Annotated in this window: 22 protein-coding genes and 1 pseudogene; 4 read left to right on the top strand and 19 right to left on the bottom strand. The window is 57.7% G+C overall.

What is annotated here, in order from left to right:
* Positions 1-394 precede the first annotated feature (394 nt).
* Positions 395-624: pseudogene (locus H2515_RS16260) on the top strand (transposase domain-containing protein); the annotation flags it as partial.
* Here H2515_RS16260 and H2515_RS15695 read toward each other — a convergent pair.
* On the bottom strand, positions 621-3,752 hold the full coding sequence (locus tag H2515_RS15695; RefSeq protein WP_198660587.1) for a glycosyltransferase: 3,132 nt from the start codon (positions 3,750-3,752) through the stop codon (positions 621-623). The pseudogene H2515_RS16260 and the gene H2515_RS15695 sit on opposite strands and share 4 nt — an antisense overlap.
* A gap of 251 nt (positions 3,753-4,003) precedes the next feature.
* Positions 4,004-4,303, bottom strand: coding sequence for a helix-turn-helix domain-containing protein (locus H2515_RS15700; RefSeq protein WP_198660588.1), 300 nt, complete (start codon positions 4,301-4,303; stop codon positions 4,004-4,006).
* 315 nt (positions 4,304-4,618) lie between these two features.
* Between H2515_RS15700 and H2515_RS16605 the strand changes: the two genes are divergently transcribed.
* Positions 4,619-5,092 (top strand): O-linked N-acetylglucosamine transferase family protein, encoded by a 474-nt coding sequence (locus tag H2515_RS16605; protein ID WP_408626826.1) that lies wholly within the window; start codon positions 4,619-4,621, stop codon positions 5,090-5,092.
* On the opposite strand, the gene H2515_RS15710 is transcribed toward H2515_RS16605, so the two are convergent.
* Positions 5,011-5,763, bottom strand: coding sequence for an ABC transporter ATP-binding protein (locus H2515_RS15710; protein WP_198660590.1), 753 nt, complete (start codon positions 5,761-5,763; stop codon positions 5,011-5,013). The two genes, H2515_RS16605 and H2515_RS15710, sit on opposite strands and share 82 nt — an antisense overlap.
* On the bottom strand, positions 5,763-6,572 hold the full coding sequence (locus tag H2515_RS15715) for an ABC transporter permease (RefSeq protein ID WP_198660591.1): 810 nt from the start codon (positions 6,570-6,572) through the stop codon (positions 5,763-5,765). Before H2515_RS15715 ends, H2515_RS15710 begins: the two co-directional genes overlap by 1 nt.
* Before the next feature lie 177 nt (positions 6,573-6,749).
* On the opposite strand from H2515_RS15715, the gene H2515_RS15720 reads away from it, so the two are divergent.
* Positions 6,750-7,001: a type II toxin-antitoxin system Phd/YefM family antitoxin gene (locus tag H2515_RS15720; protein WP_065413260.1), complete on the top strand. Its 252-nt coding sequence runs from the start codon at positions 6,750-6,752 to the stop codon at positions 6,999-7,001.
* 75 nt (positions 7,002-7,076) lie between these two features.
* Here H2515_RS15720 and H2515_RS15725 read toward each other — a convergent pair whose 3' ends face one another.
* The 6 genes from H2515_RS15725 to rfbA all read right to left on the bottom strand — a co-directional run bounded on the left by H2515_RS15725 (position 7,077) and on the right by rfbA (position 11,525).
* Positions 7,077-7,607: a GNAT family N-acetyltransferase gene (locus H2515_RS15725; protein ID WP_232821459.1), complete on the bottom strand. Its 531-nt coding sequence runs from the start codon at positions 7,605-7,607 to the stop codon at positions 7,077-7,079.
* Positions 7,604-7,888: a type II toxin-antitoxin system TacA family antitoxin gene (locus H2515_RS15730; protein WP_198660593.1), complete on the bottom strand. Its 285-nt coding sequence runs from the start codon at positions 7,886-7,888 to the stop codon at positions 7,604-7,606. The genes H2515_RS15725 and H2515_RS15730 overlap by 4 nt, the downstream gene beginning before the upstream one ends.
* 155 nt (positions 7,889-8,043) lie before the next feature.
* A complete protein-coding gene (gene rfbB / locus H2515_RS15735) occupies positions 8,044-9,192 on the bottom strand; it encodes a dTDP-glucose 4,6-dehydratase (protein WP_198660594.1) in 1,149 nt (382 codons plus the stop codon).
* Between the two features lie 10 nt (positions 9,193-9,202).
* Positions 9,203-10,090 (bottom strand): dTDP-4-dehydrorhamnose reductase, encoded by an 888-nt coding sequence (gene rfbD, locus H2515_RS15740; protein WP_232821460.1) that lies wholly within the window; start codon positions 10,088-10,090, stop codon positions 9,203-9,205.
* A 5-nt stretch (positions 10,091-10,095) separates the two neighbouring features.
* A complete protein-coding gene (gene rfbC / locus H2515_RS15745) occupies positions 10,096-10,644 on the bottom strand; it encodes a dTDP-4-dehydrorhamnose 3,5-epimerase (protein ID WP_035192021.1) in 549 nt (182 codons plus the stop codon).
* Positions 10,641-11,525: a glucose-1-phosphate thymidylyltransferase RfbA gene (gene rfbA / locus H2515_RS15750; protein ID WP_198660596.1), complete on the bottom strand. Its 885-nt coding sequence runs from the start codon at positions 11,523-11,525 to the stop codon at positions 10,641-10,643. The genes rfbC and rfbA overlap by 4 nt, the downstream gene beginning before the upstream one ends.
* A gap of 210 nt (positions 11,526-11,735) precedes the next feature.
* On the opposite strand from rfbA, the gene H2515_RS15755 reads away from it, so the two are divergent.
* A complete protein-coding gene (locus tag H2515_RS15755) occupies positions 11,736-13,112 on the top strand; it encodes an MFS transporter (protein WP_198660597.1) in 1,377 nt (458 codons plus the stop codon).
* Positions 13,113-13,125: 13 nt separating this feature from the next.
* Here H2515_RS15755 and H2515_RS15760 read toward each other — a convergent pair whose 3' ends face one another.
* From H2515_RS15760 to thiD, 9 genes are all read right to left on the bottom strand, one after another.
* Complete coding sequence (locus H2515_RS15760) at positions 13,126-13,827, bottom strand: TonB family protein (RefSeq protein WP_198660598.1); 702 nt, start codon at positions 13,825-13,827, stop codon at positions 13,126-13,128.
* Positions 13,824-14,816, bottom strand: coding sequence for a porphobilinogen synthase (hemB, locus tag H2515_RS15765; protein ID WP_198660599.1), 993 nt, complete (start codon positions 14,814-14,816; stop codon positions 13,824-13,826). The genes H2515_RS15760 and hemB overlap by 4 nt, the downstream gene beginning before the upstream one ends.
* Positions 14,813-15,601 carry a uroporphyrinogen-III synthase gene (locus H2515_RS15770; protein WP_035192026.1) on the bottom strand — a complete coding sequence of 263 codons (789 nt, stop codon included), beginning with the start codon at positions 15,599-15,601 and terminating at the stop codon, positions 14,813-14,815. The genes hemB and H2515_RS15770 overlap by 4 nt, the downstream gene beginning before the upstream one ends.
* Complete coding sequence (hemC, locus tag H2515_RS15775; RefSeq protein WP_198660600.1) at positions 15,598-16,518, bottom strand: hydroxymethylbilane synthase; 921 nt, start codon at positions 16,516-16,518, stop codon at positions 15,598-15,600. Before hemC ends, H2515_RS15770 begins: the two co-directional genes overlap by 4 nt.
* A gap of 73 nt (positions 16,519-16,591) precedes the next feature.
* A complete protein-coding gene (locus H2515_RS15780) occupies positions 16,592-16,843 on the bottom strand; it encodes a ComEA family DNA-binding protein (RefSeq protein ID WP_232821461.1) in 252 nt (83 codons plus the stop codon).
* A 79-nt stretch (positions 16,844-16,922) separates the two neighbouring features.
* Positions 16,923-17,318: an HIT family protein gene (locus H2515_RS15785; protein ID WP_065413276.1), complete on the bottom strand. Its 396-nt coding sequence runs from the start codon at positions 17,316-17,318 to the stop codon at positions 16,923-16,925.
* Complete coding sequence (gene hemL, locus H2515_RS15790) at positions 17,315-18,607, bottom strand: glutamate-1-semialdehyde 2,1-aminomutase (protein ID WP_198661502.1); 1,293 nt, start codon at positions 18,605-18,607, stop codon at positions 17,315-17,317. The genes H2515_RS15785 and hemL overlap by 4 nt, the downstream gene beginning before the upstream one ends.
* Before the next feature lie 2 nt (positions 18,608-18,609).
* The gene (gene thiE, locus H2515_RS15795; protein WP_035192030.1) at positions 18,610-19,263 is read right to left on the bottom strand and encodes a thiamine phosphate synthase; all 654 of its coding nucleotides are present in this window, start codon (positions 19,261-19,263) and stop codon (positions 18,610-18,612) included.
* The gene (thiD, locus tag H2515_RS15800; protein WP_232821462.1) at positions 19,264-20,106 is read right to left on the bottom strand and encodes a bifunctional hydroxymethylpyrimidine kinase/phosphomethylpyrimidine kinase; all 843 of its coding nucleotides are present in this window, start codon (positions 20,104-20,106) and stop codon (positions 19,264-19,266) included.

Here is a 20,106-nt window from a genome sequence, read left to right on the forward strand (position 1 = left end):
GACAGGTGCATGGTCAGCGCCGCCTACTTCGGCTCAAACTCGAAAGACATCGGTTAGAAGCCGGATTAGTCATAGTGCGACAAGTCCGCCGAATCGACAAAATCGTGCATGTAACGGGTACTAATCGACCGTAGCCAAGTCTTGTCGCTGATTTCACGCAGCATGAAACGAGTTGCTCAACAGACTACCGGTAGTGGGTGGGTGTGACAACCCGATAAGCATGGTATGAACTATGACCAACAAATAAAGCAGTACCCCCGCCAAAATCGGTCATGTCTCCATCGATCATCAGCATATCGACTCGCAACGCGACGTCCTCACTCAATAATGCGGATCAGGATCAGTGACAGCTTAGGAGATTTGGGCCGGTTGCTTAGACGCTTACAATTGGGAGAAAAATTATCTGTTTGCGTGAAATGATGCCGGTGGCGAGCTTGCTGCACCATTCACAGTATCATCAAAACCTGCAGGCTCAACGGCATCAAGCCTTTCGCGTATGTATCTCTGTGACATTCCCGAAAATTACCCACACGGCCTAATAAACGGCTCTACGAAGTCTTGCCGTGGAACTGCAAAAACCGCATTAGCCTGATTGGCACTAACCCGCAAGGGTTGATTGCTTAGACGTTCGTTTTTGAGATAATTGGATAATCCAGTAAGCGCTCTCTGAACGTCGTGAAATCAAGATACAAGTCTTCTGGGAGTTTGCTGTTATGGATAAAAGACTTATGGTAGGTTTTTAGGCGTTCAGCAGGTGCGCCTATATCAAACGCTGTAATTGGCAAATCCATAGCCATACACTCAGCTGTCACATAAGAAAATGTTTCTGGCCAAATGGAGGGGAACCACACTATTTGTATCCCTGTTTCTATGATGATCTGCGGCAGATCATCCGATGTATAGCGTCCAGTAACTGTCACTAGGTCTGGTAATTTATAATCAGGATCGATCTCGCCAACCAAGGTGATCTGGCATGGCAATTGGTGCTTTTCCACATAAGAGGCAAAATTCTGTAGAATTTTTGCTCCTTTCTGCTTGTTGATACCACCGATTATACCAATGTGTAGAGGGCCATCAAATGCAGGGGATAGCGGCACTGGTTTGAAATAGCTGGTATCATGCTGAAATACAAAAATCTTTTCGCTACATTCTGGATAGGCACGTTTCATGTGCTGTGCAGAATCCACAGAAAAACATCTGATAGAGTTCGCACGTTCGAGTAATTCTCGCCAATGGTTACGCCATACAACAATATCTCTAGGGGCATTTGGGAAAATGGCAGAATGCCGCCGTATGCAGACTTTACAACGATCCTCGTCAGGAACTCCGCAGAAATTGTCCTGGTCATCTAACAGAGTGTAAGAGGGGCAAAGAGGATAAAAGTCATGCATATTGACTATAAACCGTGTCTGTTCTGGCAAGTGTCGCAAGCGATCTACGGTCGCCAGTGGGTCAGACGCAAAGACTAAACTGTTGTAATACACCTCGTCAAAGGAAAATTTTCTCATAAACTCTGAAAAGGCATCAAGATCTGGGACATTCAGAGATAGACTGTCCCCGTCGGCATGGCAAGTTATTTGCCGTATTCCTAATAGGTAATCTTCCGCATAGACACATACGGCGCGGCTATCATCCAGGCATTTTTGAACAAAGCGCGAACGAAAGTGATTAGCCCCTCCGCCACGATTGTGGTCAATCACCAAGGCTGGCCTGTTTTCTGGTCTAAGCATCAATAAAAGGCGTGCTGCCTCACGGTAAAATTGTGCTGGATTTTTCTGAATATGCGCTTGGACAAAATTCCCGTAATCTGGGTAACGTTGATCTAGGATTCGCAGATTTGATGCTAAGAGATCTTGTTTTTCTGCGGGTAAAAATGATCCTCCATGCGCATGGTACACATACAAGTTAGGACAGAGCACATGGCGGTAGCCTGAGTTCGCAGCGCGCATGCACCAATCGTTCTCTTCTCCATAACCCCGCCCAAAGGCTTCCGCATCGAAATAACCCACGTGGTTGAGTGCTCTGCGAGAGATAGCCATGCAAAAGCCTACTGCTGTTGGAATATCGATTGATTGATAAACGAGACGTTTGAAGGCCATGTCGATGGAATCGACAGACAATCCGTAAATCGGCGCGTTGTCTTCCAATGTACGAGGGAAACTACAGATGGTTCCTGCATTGGTAAATGGGGTAACACTGGCGACTTTCTCATCATAAAGTGGCTCTAACAATCTTTCCAGCCAGTATGAAGGAACAATGGTATCGGTATTTAACAGCACTACATCATCATTGGCTTCCTGCATACCACGATTCACACTTCGGACAAAACCCAGATTACTGGTGTTGGTCAACAATGACATCTGAGGGAAACGCTCTTGCTGTTTTAGTAGGAACGGAACAACCCGTTCATCTGGGCTAGCGTCATTAATAACTAGCAATACGTATGGTTCAGTGGTGTTCTGAAGAAGCGAATTAAAGAATGCAGGTAAATGCTCCCAGCCGTTATAAACAGGGACAATTATTGTTACGGGCAGATGGCATTCAAACGACGGAGTATTGTCAATAATACAAGTAGATAAGGTAGACCAATCAGATGTTATATTTTGGTCCGATGACACCACAGCTATTTGTTCTACCGTTTCAGTAACCAGTAGTCGCCTCATCCGATGATGGAGCCCTCGCCAATTTCCTTGACGTGCCAGCTGTAGAGCACGCCACAAAGACTGGCGATTTATCCGGCGAGATAACTTCCGAGCCAAGCGGGCAGCACGGCTGGCGTTTCGTAGTGGCTGCGTTACGCGCCATGACCAAGATTGCAGCATTGAATCACGTTCTGTTGCCAGAGAGCCGATCCGATGATGTAATGTATCTATATAAATATCACGCTGCTTAGCTTCATCTAGAAGCAAAGATTTTTCCTGCCGGTTGGAATCACGTTCCGTTTCCAGAGAGCCGATACAGTGACGCAATGTATCTATATAAATATCACGCTGCTTAGCTTCATCTAGAAGCAAAGATTTTTCCTGCCGCATTGAATCTGCTTGTTGAGCCCACTCGAAAGATTCTTCAATAAATCTGTCTACACCAAGGATACCAATCCATTTTTTATATAAAATAAACCTCCATTCTTTATATAGTCGTGAATGGTTAGATTCTCCAAGCTCATATCTATAACATGCGCTAACACCTGGAATATGGTTAAACGACGTATAATTTGCTACTTGCAGCCACCAATCCCAGTCTTCAAGTATATAAAGATTTTCATCAAAAGCACAGCCAAAATCTAATATTTTCCTTGAAAATAATACAGAATTTATTGGTATATAATTAGCCAATAAAAGCCTATTTTTAGACCATTCGCAACCATAAACAATTATTTTTTTAAGATCCTTTCCTATAACCTCAACGTCAGAGTATGCTGCCAATTTTTCTGGGTATTCAGACCGTGCACCGATCAGCTTTTCGATGTGCGATTCATAAAATATATCATCATCATCAAGAAATACTAACTCATCCCCTTTTGCTGCAAGAAGACCTGCATTAGCGGCTTTTGGGCGAATAAGAGATTCTCCAGTGCAGACAACCTCTATCTTTCTGTTTGATTCAAGTTCTCTATTGCCTATTTCTCCAGTGCCAGAAGCGTCAACAATTATTATTTCTATGTTTTTGTAAGTCTGGTTTGATATGCTTTCTATTGCATCTTTTAAGTAAATGCGGTTTGTGCTTCTAACGATAACGCTGACTAGTTTCATCTTTTACCCGTTAAACTATATATGATTTTGTGGCAGTGAGCAGATGCTTGTATGCCGTGTATAGAATGTATAGTGCTTTATGTTTTTACGGCCATTTTTTGTTATCTTAAATTTAGTTATTGCTCTATTTGAGACCTTGTGCATCATTATGTCTGGTGGCCGCTGACCGGGTTTGGCAAAATAGCCTGATTTTCTGGGTTCCATCTCTGCCCACTGGGTGCCGATTCAAGACATTACTCATCATTTTCAAATTAGGCAACATGTCCTTGCAGCGCACGGATAGCCACTTGAGGGTCAGCAGCAACAATCTGCATAAGCGCCCTGGCTGGACCTGTGGGACGTACCCGCTTCTGTTCCCAGTTTTGAAGCGTTTTTACCTTTACCCCGATCATCAGCGCAAAACGCGACTGTGAAAGCCTCGTTGTCTCTCGAATGGCTTTCACATCTGGGTCTTCAATAATCGTTGCGCGCCCAGACGTTTCCTTGCCACGCATGTGACGGCACATCCCAGTGACACTATCCAATAATTCGTTAAAGCTCTGTTCATCCATTCTGTAACTCCTGCTCCATCGCTTTCCCAAGTTGCCGCATCTGTTCGCGCATCAGGTCCATCTAAACGCTTTTGGAGTAGGCAAACAGCATGGATAGGCGACGATTTTAGTGAAGGCTGAGGACTCGCCGATGCCCATTCGGCTGAATATACGCTATCAGCGCATATAAGTTAAGTGGTACACCTACCAAATCTTTCCCGTGAGAATTTAATGGACCAAAAACGCGCATGGGTTCAGATATTTCTATTCGCTGCTTGCCTTGCTGGTCAGTGACAGCATCCCAAGATATAACCACAGTTGAACATTTTGCGATATATGGTCTGGCGGGAAACCCTGTCTATTTATCAGCTCAACGGCCACCGTTGTCTGCCCGAGGGGCAGAGCTACCAGCGGGCGGATTTCCGCATTGCGGAGGACACCATCGTTTATTACTGCTTCAACAAGAACTATAAGATCGCGCCGGAGATCTATGACATATGGATGTGTATCCTGAAGCGCGCACCCAGGCGCGGCTGGGGGTCCCCCCCTGGCCACCTCGGTGTAAGGAAGCTTGAAGGGAGGCATTTAAGCAGACTTGGGGTCGTTTTGAAGCAGGGTGAGAGCCCTCCCATCCGGAAGGGGTGGATTAAGGCCGCGCGAGTCACTCCGGCCATGACGGCAGGCCGCTCTGATCGACGACCTTTTTTGCTCAGGAAACAGCGGCCCCTTCACGCCGTCGCGGGTATAGCCGTGATCGATGGGGTAGGTGTATTTTTATCAATCCGCCCCTCCTCCACCATCCGTCCCTGATCCAGACGCACATACTGGTCGCAAAATTTGCTGACCTGCTCCGAGCTGTGGGAGACGAGGATGAGGGTCATGCCCTGGGCGCGGAGTTCGGCGATCCTGGCGTGGCATTTTTCCTGGAAGGGCTGGTCGCCCACGGCGAGGATTTCGTCGGCAAGGAGGATGTCGGGCTGCAAGTGCACCGCCACGGCGAAGCCCAGACGCATCTGCATGCCGGAGGAGTAATTCTTGAGGGGGGTGTCGATGAAGTGGGCCAGCTCCGAGAATTCGATGATGTCCTTGACGCGCTTCTGGGTGTCGCAGTTGCGAAAACCGTAGAGGCTGGCGTTGAGAAAGATGTTTTCATAGCCGCTGAGTTCGGGATGGAAGCCGACGCCAAGCTGAATAAGCGGTGCGACCCGGCCACGGGTGATGACCCGGCCCTGACTGGGCTCCAGGATGCCGGCGATGATCTGCAGCAGGGTACTTTTGCCGGAGCCGTTGTGCCCGAGCAGGCCCAGGGCTTCGCCCGGCTCGACGCGCAGGCTGATATCGTCCAGGGCGAGGAAATGCTCGCGGCGCTCGCGCTTGCTCTGGTGAAAAAGGGCGAGGAAGCGCGTCTTCATGCCCATGGCGCGGTTGTGGCGGAGGATAAATTCCTTGCGAACGTGCTCGACGAGGACGGCGGGGGGCATCAGAGGTCTTCGACCAGATGACGGGCCTTGCGGCGGAAAAGGATCGTGCCGACGGTGAGCGTGCCGATGGTCCAGGCGGTGGCGATAAGGACGTGACTCAGCGCGGGCAGGGTGCCGGCGTAGAGCAGGGCGTGGAAGAGGTCCATAAACTGGGTGAGGGGGTTGAGGGCAATGATTTCGCGGGTGGTGGGCTTGAGAACGTGGATGTCATAGCCGATGGGGGTGAGCCAGAAGCCGAACATCAGGGCGATCTCGACCATGTGCTTGAGGTCGCGGAGTTCGACCTGCAGCACAGAGAAGGTCAGCACGATGCCCCAGATGAAGGCGATATATAGCCCGAGCGCCAGCGGGTAGAACAGCAGCCCCCAGTGATAGACGCCACCCAGAAATGGATAGAGCACCACCAGGATCAGGATGGCGATGAGCCACAGCGCCAGCGTAAACAACAGGCTGGCGGTCGGCACCAAAATGCGCGGGAAGTAAATCTTCTGAATCAGACCTGAAGCGCTGGTGAGGCTCTCGCAACTCTGGCTCACAGCCTGCGAGAAGAGGTTGTAATGCAGGACGCCGATGACGAGGTAAAGGATGTAGTGGGGCAGATCGCTGCGAAAAATGTGCGTGAACACAAAATCATAGAGCAGGATAAGCGCCAGGGGGTTACCCAACGACCACAAAAAGCCCAGCGCGGCACCCTGATAGCGCACCTTGAGGTCTTTGGCGACCAGATTGCGCACCAAATCGCGGTATTGCCAGTAACGGGCAAAGCCGGTGACGGGGGCACAGGGCGGGGCGATGATGTTGGTCTGCATGAGCGGAGATTCTGCGTGCTGCGGCGGGATGGGTCAATGCCTATTACCGGCAGCAAGACCATTCTCTCTCGCGAAGATCGTTCTCAAGGACACGATATCCTGATGCGCGGCCATTGACCATGAACGACAGATGTCCTACATTTCAGCCTAAGCACCCGTTCATATGAGGTAATACCCATGGCCATACAGCATGTTTCGCTTCGAGAAGCCAACCAGCATCTCTCTAAATACATCGAAATGGCGTCCCATGGTTCTGAGATCATTGTGACCAAAAGGGGGCGACCCGTGGCGCGCATCGCACCCATTGAGGTCGGCGGCCTGATGTCGGATGCCGAAAAATTCGCGCTGGAACGGTCCCGAGCCAGAATGCGGCAGGGATATTCGCTGGGAGGCGGGTCATTCGACCGGGAAGCCGCGCATGCGCGTTAAGCGCATCTCCCTCGACACAAACATCCTTAATCCTTTAAAAAATGGCTATGGGGGATAATGGCCATGCGCGCGCCCTCAAAATAGTTTTTCCACCCCCGTGATCGGCAGCCAAAGCGTCATCGGCTGGTCGGGTAATTTTTCAAACTCATAATGCAGATAAAAGTTGCGGGCTGCCTCATCCTTGGCATCCACCAGCACGGCGACAAAACCCACTTGCCTGGAAACCTGCAGTGATCGATGAAGGGCATCCATCAGAATGAGCTCCCCTAGGCCGTGCCCCTGTGATTCCTTGGCTACGGCAAGCCGAGCCAGTCGAATGATGGGGATGGGGAATTTAGGGAAGCGCTTGCCGGCGTGTGCGGGCAAATGGGATTTGTCGATTCCACCAGCGGATAACGAATGGAAACCCTGCACGGAATGGTCGCCGACTTTTCCCGAGAGGGCCACGAAGGTTCGGGCTATCCCCGCCTTCTGGCTTTGTCCGGCATACTTCATCAGCCACGCGTTGAGTACCGGATTCCCGCAATCGAAGTGGCTTTTATCATGACTTCGGTGCAGCGGTTCGATACGCCAGGCATCACCCATGCCGGGCACAAAGGGTATCACTCGCTCAAACGTTTTGCATAACGTTGAGCGGCTTCCTTCAGACGTGGGCGCTCCTTGTCTTCTTCGTCCAGCCCTTGGAGAAACGCCACCCAGTCTTCTTGGGTCAGCGTGATTTCCTCTCGCTGGTGAATAACCTGACTGGCACGCTCCGAAGCGGCCGAGAGCAGAAAAGCCGAGAGTGGCATACCGGCATACGACGCGGCGCGCCCCAACTGCTGTTTGAGACTGGCTGGCAAGCGAATGTCGATTCGCTCATCTTTTTCCGGTGCAGACAAAGTCATAGCGGCAACCCTCCGTGTCTCGTTTAATTGTACGGCGCGCGTACGGATTGTCAACAAGCCGTGGAAAGCGACTGCATCCTGGCTACGCAGGCACTGGATATGCAGGATGGCCAATCCGTTCTCGGCGCCTGGCTCATCACTCCTTTAAAAAATAGCTATGCGCGATAATGCCCGTCACCCTCGTACTGTCGTTCCAGCCATTGGCAGTAACTTCCGTCCATGACGGCGCGCCACCATTCCGGGTGCTCCAGGTACCAGCGGATGGTCTGGCGGATGCCGGTGGGGAAATCCACGGCCGGTTGAAACCCCAATTCGCGGGTGATTTTAGTGGCGTCGATGGCGTAGCGGCGGTCATGACCGGGCCGGTCGCGCACATGCTGGATCAGGTCGGCACTTTTGCGGCCCTGCGCCGCCGCTGAATGCGGGTAGGCCTGCAACCACCGGGGATCGCTCGCGAAGAGTTCGTCCATGATCTGACCGATAAGCAGGACGATGTCGATATTGGCCCATTCGTTGCAGCCGCCGATGTTGTAGCTCTCTCCTTCCCGACCCTGCTCCAGAATCGCGGCGATGCCCCGGCAATGGTCTTCCACATAAAGCCAGTCGCGAATCTGGCGACCATCGCCGTAGAGTGGCAGGGGCTTGTTATGCAGGATGTTGACGATGAAGAGGGGAATCAGCTTTTCGGGAAAGTGATACGGTCCGTAGTTGTTGGAGCAGTTGCTGGTGCTGGTACTGAGTCCATAGGTATGTTGATAGGCGCGCACCAGATGGTCCGCTCCCGCCTTGCTGGCGGCGTAGGGGGAGTTGGGTGCATAGGGCGTCGCTTCGCGGAAAGGCGGATCCTGAGGACCGAGGGTGCCGTAGACTTCATCCGTGGAGATATGATGAAAACGATGGGGAATACGGCCTTGCGGACCATCCAGCCAGAGGTTTTTGGCCACCCGCAGCAGGTTATGGGTGCCGATGATGTTGGTCTGGATGAAGGCGTCAGGGTCGTGGATGGAGCGATCCACATGGCTTTCGGCGGCGAAGTGGACAATGACGTTGAGGTGATGGTCGGTCATCAGCCGCTCGACCAGCGGGGCGTCATTGATGTCCCCCGAGACAAAGCGGAAGCCGCTGTGCTGCTCCAGTCCGGCCAGGTTATGGCGATTGCCCGCATAGGTGAGGGCATCCAGCGCGACCAGGGTAGTGTGCGGATGCTTGCGCAACCAGTGATGGCAGAAGTTGGCACCGATGAAGCCGGCAGCACCGGTGACCAGCAGGCGCTTGTCTATAATAGGATCAACGGTGACGGACATCGGGTGCTCCTTATTGGAATTGGGGTTCGGCCAGCATCTGTCGCAGTGCCGCCCGCCAGTGGGGCGCGGGGCCCAGCGTGGCATAGCTGGTGGACTTGTCGAGCACGGTATAGGCCGGACGACGGGCGGGGGTGGGATACCCGCTCGTTGGGATCATTTCTATGGGGATGCTGCGCTGCAGGTGTCCCGCAGCCACGGCTTCTTCCTGAATCGCCACGGAGAAATCATACCAGGAGGCTACGCCCGCGTCGGTCCAGTGCTGAATGCCCGTAAAATCCGGATGATCCAGCGCGCGCCAGAGCGCAGCGGCGATACCCGCGGCCCAGGTCGGGGTACCGATCTGGTCGCCCACGACGCGTAGCACGTCGCGCTCGGCCAGGAGACGCAGCACGGTTTTGACGAAGTTGCTACCGTGGGCGCTATAGACCCAGGCGGTGCGCAGGATGAGGGCGGCATCACCGAGGATTTCCCGTACTTGCTGCTCACCGGCGGCCTTGCTGGCGCCATAAACGCCGAGCGGAGATGCCGCTGCGCCGGGTTGGTAGGGGGTGGATTGCGCGCCATCAAAGATAAAGTCGGTGGAGAGATGCATCAGGCGGGCTCCGCAGGCTTGGGCGGCCAGGGCACAGTGGGCGGCACCATCACGATTGATGGCATAGGCCATATCGGCTTCAGATTCGGCACGGTCCACGGCGGTGTAAGCGGCGGCATTGATGAGGCAGTCGGGCCGGAAACTTTCCACCGCCGCCCGCACCTTGCGGGCATCGCAAATATCCAGATCCTGGCGTCCCAGGGCATGCAGCATGACTGAGGGTGGCTGACTGCGTTGCAACTCCCAGCCTACCTGGCCTTGCGCGCCCAGCAGCAGCACGCGATATCGGTCAGCTTCTCCGGCCATGGGCGTCATGGAAAGGTCTCGCACGCGGATAAAGCGAGTCCTGCGGCATCTTTACCGGCCAGCAGGGGTGGATTACCGGCCAGCAACGGCCAGTCAACGGCGATATCCGGATCATTCCAGAGCACGCAACGTTCTGCTTCTGGAACGTAAAACTCCGTGGTTTTGTAGAGAAAGTCGGCCGACTCGCTGAGCACATAAAAACCGTGGGCAAAACCGGGGGGCACCCAGAGCATCTGCTGATTTTCGGCAGAGAGCGTGGCGCCAACCCATTGTCCGAAGTATGGGGAAGATCGGCGCAGATCTACGGCCACGTCAAAAACCGCGCCGCTCACGACACGCACCAGCTTGCCCTGGGGCTGACGAATCTGGTAATGCAGCCCGCGCAGCACTCCCTGCTGGGAGCGACTGTGGTTGTCCTGCACGAAGTCGAGATCCAGTCCGGCATCAGCGAAGGCGCGCCGGTTCCAGCTTTCCATGAAAAACCCCCGGGCGTCACCGAAAACCCTGGGGGTGATGAGGAAAACCTCCGGAATGGCGAGGGCTTCCATCTTCATGGCTGGCGTCCTTCGCTGAGAACGCGCAACAGATAATCACCGTAGCCGCTCTTTTGCAAAGGGACGGCGAGACGACTGAGGGCTTCGCCATCGATGTAGCCCATGCGGTAAGCGATTTCTTCGGGGCAGGCGACTTTGAGCCCCTGGCGTTCTTCCAGGGTGCGGATGAACTGGCCGGCGTTGAGCAGATCCGCGTGCGTGCCGGTGTCGAGCCAGGCCGTGCCGCGACCAAGCACCTCTACTTGCAGGCGCCTTTCCTGCAGGTAGAGGCGGTTGAGGTCGGTAATCTCCAGCTCGCCCCGTGCCGAGGGGCGGATTTCCCGAGCCATCCTGCTGCCGTCGCCGTCGTAGAAGTACAAGCCGGTCACCGCATAGGAGGAGCGCGGCGTTTCCGGTTTTTCTTCAAGGCCGATGGCTTGGCCGTCGGCACCGAACTCGACGACACCATAGGCACGCGGGTTGGCGACATGGTAGGCAAAGACGGTGGCACCGGTATCGCGCGTGTTGGCAGCCTGCAGCGTTGTACTGATCTCGTGGCCGTAGAAAATATTGTCACCGAGCACCAGCGCCGAGGGGCACCCCGCCAGGAACTCCTCGGCGATCAGCAGGGCTTGCGCCAGCCCTTCCGGGCGTGCCTGCTCCGCATACTGGAAAGACAGGCCCCATTGACTCCCATCTCCGAGCAACTGGCGAAAACGCGGTAAATCGTCGGGGGTGGAGATGACCAGCATCTCCCGGATACCTGCCAGCATAAGGGTCGCCAGAGGGTAGTAAATAAGGGGCTTGTCATAGACTGGCATGAGCTGCTTGCTGACGGTCTGGGTCAGCGGATAGAGCCGGGTGCCAGATCCGCCGGCGAGGATGATCCCTTTACGATGCATTGCGCGGCCTCAAGTTGAGAGAAATTATCAATGGGCGGGGATACGTTGCCTATCACCTTGTTGCTGTCGCAGCAATTGTATGTGGCCGGGGGCGTCTGGGCAACCTTGGTGATGCCAGCCCGGCAGAATGGGGGTTGTCCCGGCTTGAGCGATGGCACCTCAACGTCATAAGCTAGCCCCTCTGTCCGGTCAACATAGCAAGGGATCATCATGAACAAACAGGGTGGCCTGTCCACTGCAAACGTCCGCAACCGGCCCGGAACGGACAGGCAGCGCGGCCACGCGCTGGGTGCCGCCATGCTGGGGATGCTGCTGGACGGTTACGATCTCAGCATTATGGCCGTGGTTCTGCTCCCGTTGCACAGCGCCTGGCATTTGCACGCGACCGAAACCGGTCTGCTCATGGCCATGGCGTTACTCGGGTCTTTGCTGGGGGGCTTGGCGGGCGGCGTCTTCACCGACCGCTTCGGTCGCCGCAAACTGCTTTTCCCCAACATATTCCTCTATGTCATCGGCGCTTTGGTCAGCGCTTTCAGCCCCGATATCTCGATACTTTTCCTGGGTCGCTTTCTGACCGGCCTGGCGATCGGCCTCGACTATCCGCTGGTGGCCACCATCGTTGCGGAATACAGCCAGCCCGCCAACCGGGGAAATCGTTTCGCCCGGGTAAATCTGGCCTGGTATGTTGGCGCTCTGCTTTCTACCGGTGTCGGCTGGGCCCTGCTGTTTACCGGCGCCGCATCCTGGCGCTGGATGCTGGGTAGCGCGGCCGTCCCCGCGCTCGCTCTCCTGTGGTTGCGGCGCGGCCTCCCGGAATCGCCGCGCTGGTTGGCGCGTAACGGGCATCCCAGCGCGGCCCGTGCGGCCCTGACCCGGCTCTACCCGGAGTACACGTCCGCCGAACTCAGCACGCAGTTGACGGCTTTTCAGGGGCATCGCCAGTCGTGGCGGGTGCTGCTGCATAAGGTCTGGCTGCGCCGGCTGGTGCTCAGCATTTTCCCCTGGTTCTGTCTGGATGTGGTGGGTCTGGGCATTGGTCTGTATTTTCCCCTGGTCTTGCGCAGCAACGGGTTGGCCAGCAGTGACGGGGCCGCCGCCGCCATCAATGCCGGCTTTCTGGTGATCTCCGCTCTGGGTATTGTTTATATTCTCTCCCGCCTCGACCGCTGGGGCCGGATTCCCTTGCAAAGCGCTGGCTTTGGCCTGATGTCCCTCGGGCTGGGATTGTTTGCGCTGTGCTCCTGGAATGGCTGGATTGCCGGGATTTACGCGGGTGCCGCAGTCTATTCTCTGGGCGTAGGCATCGGTCCGTCGGTAACGGTTTTTGCGCTCGCCGTAGAAATTTTTCCGACGGAATTGCGCGCCAGCGCGGCCGGGTTGGCGACGGGTATTTCCCGCCTGGGTGCCTTCATTTCGGCGGTATTGTTTCCTGTTCTTGAAAAAAGCTGGGGAATACCCTTAGTCCTGGTGGTCATGGCCGGGGTGGCCCTGCTGGGGATGCTCGCCACCCTGATCTATGGGGTGGAATCGCGACAGAAAAGCCTGGAAGACCTGGAACGCGTGCATGATCCGGTGGCAACACCCTGATTGTATGTATTTTCTACTCAAAGCTCCAGGTCCGCACTATGCGCAACGAAGTAGGCGGGGATTGCCAGATGGCGGGTAAAGCCGGAAAGGGCGCCGCCTCCCGAATGATCGTATCGACGGCGCTTACCAGCGCGACGTTCTTTGATCCCTGCCGCATCTCAATCTGCATCAGTTGCCCGTCGGGGGCGATAGTGACGGCGACCACGACGCGCCCCCGAGGCAGGACGGGATGCCCTCCCGCAAAAAGATGTTTCTGGGCCAGTGCCATGATTCGGCCTTCCCAGTCCTTCAGATAGGCATTCAAGGCGATCGCCCGCGCCGCCGGTGACGCCGTTGACGGCGCGCTCTCCCGACGGAGCGGAAGAATGCCGTCCGGGCTGCGTGGCGCGGGTACCGCGGGCGAGGTAATCTGGGGACGGAGCGGATTCGGCGTTAACGAAATTTCCACCAGCGAGCTGACCGGGGGCTTTTCCGGCAGGGTTCCCGCCAACCCGCCCAGCAACACGAGCCAGACCAGCACATTGATGACCATGGAGAACAAGACCCAAGGGAACAGGGTATCGAGGTCTTCCGACCGCAAACGCAGGACGCGCATGATACCGACCAGTGCGGCGGACCCAAACCAGCGTACCCGGAAGAGAACGTCCAATACCGGCGCGAATAATCCCATGGAGGGCGACGGCAGCGCGGCAAATGCGCGGCGCGACGGCTTCATTCCAACCAGTCAGCGGCAGCGAGGGCGTAATAGGTAATGATAGCGTCGCCCCCGGCTCTTTTGATGCCCAGCAACGATTCCAGGACACTGCTCTGCAGATCCAGCCAACCGGCCCGGGCAGCGGCCTGCAGCATGCTGTATTCGCCGGACACCTGATAAGCCAGCACCGGCAGGTCGCAGCGCTCGCGGAGGTCACGGATGATATCCAGATACGCCATGGCGGGCTTCACCATCACCATATCGCAGCCCTCCTGAATATCCAGCGTCATCTCGCGAAACGCCTCACGCCGATTGGCTGGGTCCATCTGATAGCCTTTGCGGTCCCCGAACTGCGGCGCGCTGTCCGCCGCATCGCGGAAAGGACCATAAAAAGCGCTGGCGTATTTGACCGCGTAGGAAAGAATGCTGACCTGCGGGTGCTGCGCAGCATCCAGCGCTTCGCGAATAGCCATCACCATGCCGTCCACCATGCCGGAAGGGGCGACGATATCCACGCCCGCCTCGGCATAAGAGATGGCCTGCCGTTGCAGGTTTTCCAGGGTGGCATAATCGTCCCGATCACCGCCCGCATCCAGGACACCGCAATGGCCGTGGGCGGTATATTCGCAAAAGCAGGCGTCGGCAATGATCAGCAGTTGCGGATAGTTGTCGCGAATGGCGCGGATCGCCCGTTGCACCAGCCCCGCCGCGTCCCAGGAGAGGGTGCCGACGGCATCCTTGCAGTGCTCTTCAAGGACACCGAAGAGCAGCACTCCGGAAACGCCTCGCGCCACCGCTTCCGCACAGAGTTGCAGCGCCGAGTCGATGCTGTGGCGGAAAACGCCGGGCATGGAGGAGATTTCCGTACGAACGCCATCGCCTTCCACCAGAAAGACCGGCAGGATGAAATCCGCCGCACGCAGATGATGCTCACGCAACATCCGGCGCATGGCCGGATGACGTCGCAGGCGGCGGGGTTCGTGGCGGGATGACAGATTGAGCAGGTTCATGCAACGGGCTCCAGACCTTGCGCCCATGCCATCAGCGCGGCCAACATGCCAGCCGCGCTGGCTTCCGGGGCAATCCAGGGCGCCGCCAGACCAACCGTGGTGACGGCGGCGGCGGTGAGGGGGCTAATGGCGATAATGGGTGTGTTCTTCAGCCAGCGTTGTCCCAGCCCCCCCACCATCTGGTAGAAATTATTGAAGATCTCCGGGCTGGTCACGGTGACGGCATCCAGTTCGCCGCGCGCCCAGGCATGCAATAACGGCGTCGGATTGGCGCCGGGAATACCGCGCCGGTAGCATAATACCTTGTCGATGACCGCGCCGCGCTCGCCCAGCGTCTTCTCCAGTAACTCACGGCCCTGATCACCGGCAAACAGCGCTATGCGCTGTCCCTGCACGGCCACCAGCTCCGGGCTTTCCAGCAAACCCTCGGAGCTGAACCGCCGGGGGACCAGGTCGACCTGCAGACCAAACTCACGCAGCGCCTTGGCGGTTTCCCGGCCCACCGCCGCGATACGCGGCCCTGTCGGCCAGGACAGGTTACGACTCTGCAAGCGGCTGAGGGCAAAAGCGACGGCGTTGCGGCTGGAAAAAATCACCCAGTCATACGCCACCAACTGATGCAAAGCATCATCCAGAGACTGCCAGTTCTCCGGCGCCTCGATCTGTACGGCGGGGAACAAAATGGGGCGTGCGCCTTGCGCTTGCAACAGGGTCAGCATCTCGCCAGCCTGCGCGCGCGGCCGGGTGACCACGATGCCTTTGCCTTGCAGTGAAATGCCGTTCATGTGTTTCGGACATCCGCGATAATCTGTGCCGCCCCTTGCGCGACCAGCGCCGCGGCGACGGTCATGCCGAGCGCAACAGGGTCACTGCCCCGCGCTTCGGCGTGGAGTACCCGGCGGCCGTCCGGGGTGGCGACCAGCCCGCGCAAAACCATCTGCGGCCCCTGCCATTGCGCCAGTGCCGCCACCGGCAGCCGACAGTCCCCCCCCAGCACCCGATTCATGCTGCGCTCTGCCAGCACGCAGTTGTGGGTGTCGGCATCGGCCAGGGGTGCCAGCAGTTCCCGGGTCCGCCGGTCGTCGCTGCGCGCCTCAATGCCTATGGCCCCTTGTCCCACTGCCGGCAGAGAGCAGTCGATATCCAGCAGGTGGGTAATGCGATCCGACAAACCCAGGCGTTTAAGGCCCGCAGCGGCGAGGATGATCGCCGCATAATGCCCCTCATCCAGCTTGCGCAGGCGCGTGGCGACATTGCCGCGCAAATCATCGACCCGCAGATGGGGGTAACGCTCCAGCAATTGCGCCCGCCGCCGCAGGCTGGAACTGCCCACCCGTGCGTCCTTCGGCAGGGCATCGGGGTGGAGAAAGGCATTGCTGACGAAGGCATCCCGGACGTCTTCCCGGGCCATGATGGCGACGATCTCCAGACCATCAGGCTGTTGCGCAGGCACATCCTTCATGGAGTGTACGGCAATATCCACCCGCTGCTGCTGCAGGGCATCCTCGATTTCCTTGACGAAGAGGCCTTTACCGCCCAGCGCATGCAGGGGTGCATCCAGAAGCGTATCCCCACTGGTGGTCATGGCGATGATCTCGACGGTTATTTCCGGGTGCTGCCGCAACAGGGCGGCACGGACATGCTCTGCCTGCCAGACGGCCAGCGGGCTGGCGCGGGTACCAATGCGAAGGTGATGCGGCATATCTGGTCGGCGGCTCTAATGATGATCAGGAGAAGGAGTTAGGATATTCACCTTAACAGCGCGGTTTTTTCTGTCAAGGGTGCGGCGGCAACACGCTTTGTGAAATGGCGCTCACCACCACCCTTTCGCGCAGCGACTGCGCCAGCTTGGGACCCACCACCGCAGCCAGGGAGGCCGGGCCGGGGAAAGGGCCGTGCGCCGCCCGGAAAGCGACAATCGCTGCGGCCCGTTTCTCGCCGATGCCGCGCAGACCGCGCAACTGGGCACTATCGGCGTGATTGATGTCGACGAGCGCCGGACCATCTTTAGCCGTTGCGAACGCCAAATTTGGCCCCGAAAGCGCGCAAGCGACTCCTAGCAAAAGCCACCACCGCATTTTCCGGGGGGCTTTCCACCGCAACGACTTAACCCCGCAACGCCGCGCGCACCTGATCCCCCATCGCCACCAAGGCCTCCGTCGGCGTCTCTTTGGCATGGGCGAAATTCAGGTCGTGGATGGCATTCATGGGAATCAGGTGCACATGGGCATGCGGTACTTCCAGCCCCGCCACCATGACCCCGACCCGCTTGCAACCGGTCACCTGCTCCAGCGCCGGTACGACGCGCCGGGCAAAAGGCAGAAGACCGGCCAGGGTTTCGTCATCCAGCGTGAAAATATAATCATGTTCGATCTTGGGAATGACCAGGGTGTGCCCAGGCCGCACCGGGCGAATATCGAGAAAAGCCAGATAACGGTCATCTTCCAGCACTTTCTGCGCCGGAATTTCACCGTTGATGATGCGGGTGAACAGGGTGCTCATGCGTCCTCCTTCAGCGTCGCTAAAACGGCTTCTGCGGCATCCAGGGTGGTGGCGATCTCGGCATCACCGTGGGCCGCCGAAAGGAAACCGGCCTCATAGGCACTGGGGGCGAGATACACCCCGCGCGCCAAGAGGCCATGGAAAAAGCGCGCGTAGCGTTTACTGTCGGCGGCCATCACCGCATCAAAACCGCGCACCGGCTGCTCCGCAAAGAACCAGCCGAACATGGCGGGCACCTGATTGATCTGCATGGGAATACCCGCGTCCTTGGCGCGTTCCGCCAGGCCCTTGCAGAGCATGGCCGTCTGCGCCGCCAGGCGCGCATGGAAACCCGGCACCGTCAGCAACCGCAAGGTCGTCAGACCGGCGGCCATGGCTACCGGATTACCGGACAGCGTCCCCGCCTGATACACCGGCCCGGTGGGTGCCAGATATTCCATCATTTCCCGCGGACCGCCGACGGCACCCACCGGCAGACCACCGCCGATGATCTTGCCCAGCGTGGTCAGATCGGGCCGCACCCCGTAGAGTGCCTGCGCGCCGCCCACGGCCACCCGGAATCCGGTCATCACTTCGTCAAAAATCAACACGCACTCATATTGATCACATACGGCGCGCAAGCCTTCCAGAAAGCCGGGCTCCGGCGGCACGCAACCCATGTTGCCGGCAATCGGTTCGACGATAATGGTCGCGACATCAAAGCCGAACTGCGACATCATTTCTTCCACCGCGGAGAGATCGTTATATGGCAGCACCAGGGTATCCTGACTTACCTCGCGCGGAATCCCCGCGCTCGAGGGCTGGCCGAGGGTCAGCGCCCCCGAACCGGCCTTTACCAGCAGGCTGTCGCTGTGACCGTGATAATTGCCCTCGAATTTGATGATCTTATCGCGCCCGGTGTAACCACGCGCCAAACGAATGGCGGTCATCACCGCCTCGGTGCCACTGGAAGTCATGCGCACCGACTCGATGCTCGGCACAAGGGAGCAAACCAGCTCCGCCATTTCCACCTCGATGGCGGTAGGTGCACCGAAGCCAAGCCCCTTGTTCACCTGCGCATGTACCGCCGCCAGCACTTCCGGGTGGCTGTGGCCGTGGATCATCGGCCCCCAGGAACCCACGTAATCGATGTAGCGCTTGCCTTCCACATCCCAGAAGAAAGGGCCTTCGGCATGGTCGATGAAAATCGGGTCGCCACCCACGCCGCGAAAGGCCCGGACCGGCGAATTAACCCCTCCCGGAATGCATTGCTGCGCCGCACTGAACAGTGCGTGTGAAGTCTGCGTCATCATCACTCCTTACGGTCACCAAACAGAGCGGTAAAACGCCTTGCCGCCCCTTCCACGTCGTTCGCACCAAAAATACCGGAAATCACCGCCAGGGCATCCGCACCCGCCGCGAGCAGGGCACCCCCACTGGCCTCCGTGATGCCGCCGATGGCCACTATGGGCAGATCCATAACCGCACGCGCCGCCGTCAGCACAGCCATGCTGATCACCGGCGCTTGCGGTTTGCTGGGAGAGGCAAAAAAGGACCCGAAGGCCACATAGTCCGCCCCCTGCGCCGCCGCCTCTTGCGCCTGCCGCACCGATCCATAACAGGAAACCCCGATGAGTATGGCGCGTCCCAACTGCACGCGCAACGCTGCCAGCGGCGCATCTTCCGCCCCCACATGGAGGGCTGGCGCCCCGACGGCCTGCGCCAGGAGAGGATCATCATTGACGACGAAAAGGGCATTGTACTGCGCGCAAAGTTCCCGCAAAGCCCCCGCCTGCCGCCGTCGTCTCGGTGCCTCGGCCACAACGTCGCCCTTGTCCCGATATTGCAGAATACGCGCGCCCCCGCGTAGCGCCGCTTCGGCCTGCGCCAGAAAAACGGGCTCCGGCATCAGGCGCGCTTCGGTGATCGCATACAGCCCCGAAATAATGGGGTTCTGCCGGGCCATCTAAAGCCCCGCCCGATGCCCGCGCGCGCCAAAGAATCGATCCGGAAAATACTGTCCCTTACCCAACGGGTACGCATGCACCAAGCAAGCATGCGTGAAATCCAGCGCCGCCGCCACCGCGGCTTCCACGCTCAGACCGTGCGCCAGACCCGCCGCCAGCGCGGCGGCCAAGGTACACCCCGAACCGTGATACCGGTGGGGCAGCCGGGACTGCCGGAAGGTCCGCTGCAATACCGCACCGTGAAACAGCATATTCTCGAGCTCCGGCCCCTCGCCGTGCCCCCCGCTGATCAGTACCCACTCTGCCCCATGGCGATTGAGCCAGGCACCTGCCGTGGGCAAATCGTTAGCGCCGGACAAGGCCAGCGCCTCAGGCCCATTCGGCGTCATCACCGTCACCTGTGGCAATAATTGGGTGGCCAAGGCTTCGCGTAATCCCGCCCCGGCCAGGGCCGCACCGCCTCCGGCCACCAGTACCGGATCAAGCACCACGGGAATCTGCGGATAACTCGCCAGCAGCGCACTCACCGCGGCCACCATGGCCGCGCTTCCCAGCATCCCGATCTTGATGACCTGTACAGACATGTCGTCGAGCACCGCACGGGCCTGCGCTACGGTATTCTCCGGATTCACCGACGTATAGGCACGCACATTCACCGAATCCTGAACGGTCAGCGCCGTCACTGCCGTGCAGCCATGCACGCCCAGGCTGGCCAGGGTCAGCAGGTCGGCTTGCACGCCTGCCCCCGCACTGGGATCAGAGCCGGCAATACTGAGGACGACGGGCGGCGACCCCCCTGCCTCCGGGTAACGGGATTCCATCCGGAATGAATCCTCGCTCAT

This window comes from Acidithiobacillus ferrivorans, from assembly GCF_016250455.1.
GTDB classification, from domain to species: domain Bacteria; phylum Pseudomonadota; class Gammaproteobacteria; order Acidithiobacillales; family Acidithiobacillaceae; genus Acidithiobacillus; species Acidithiobacillus ferrivorans.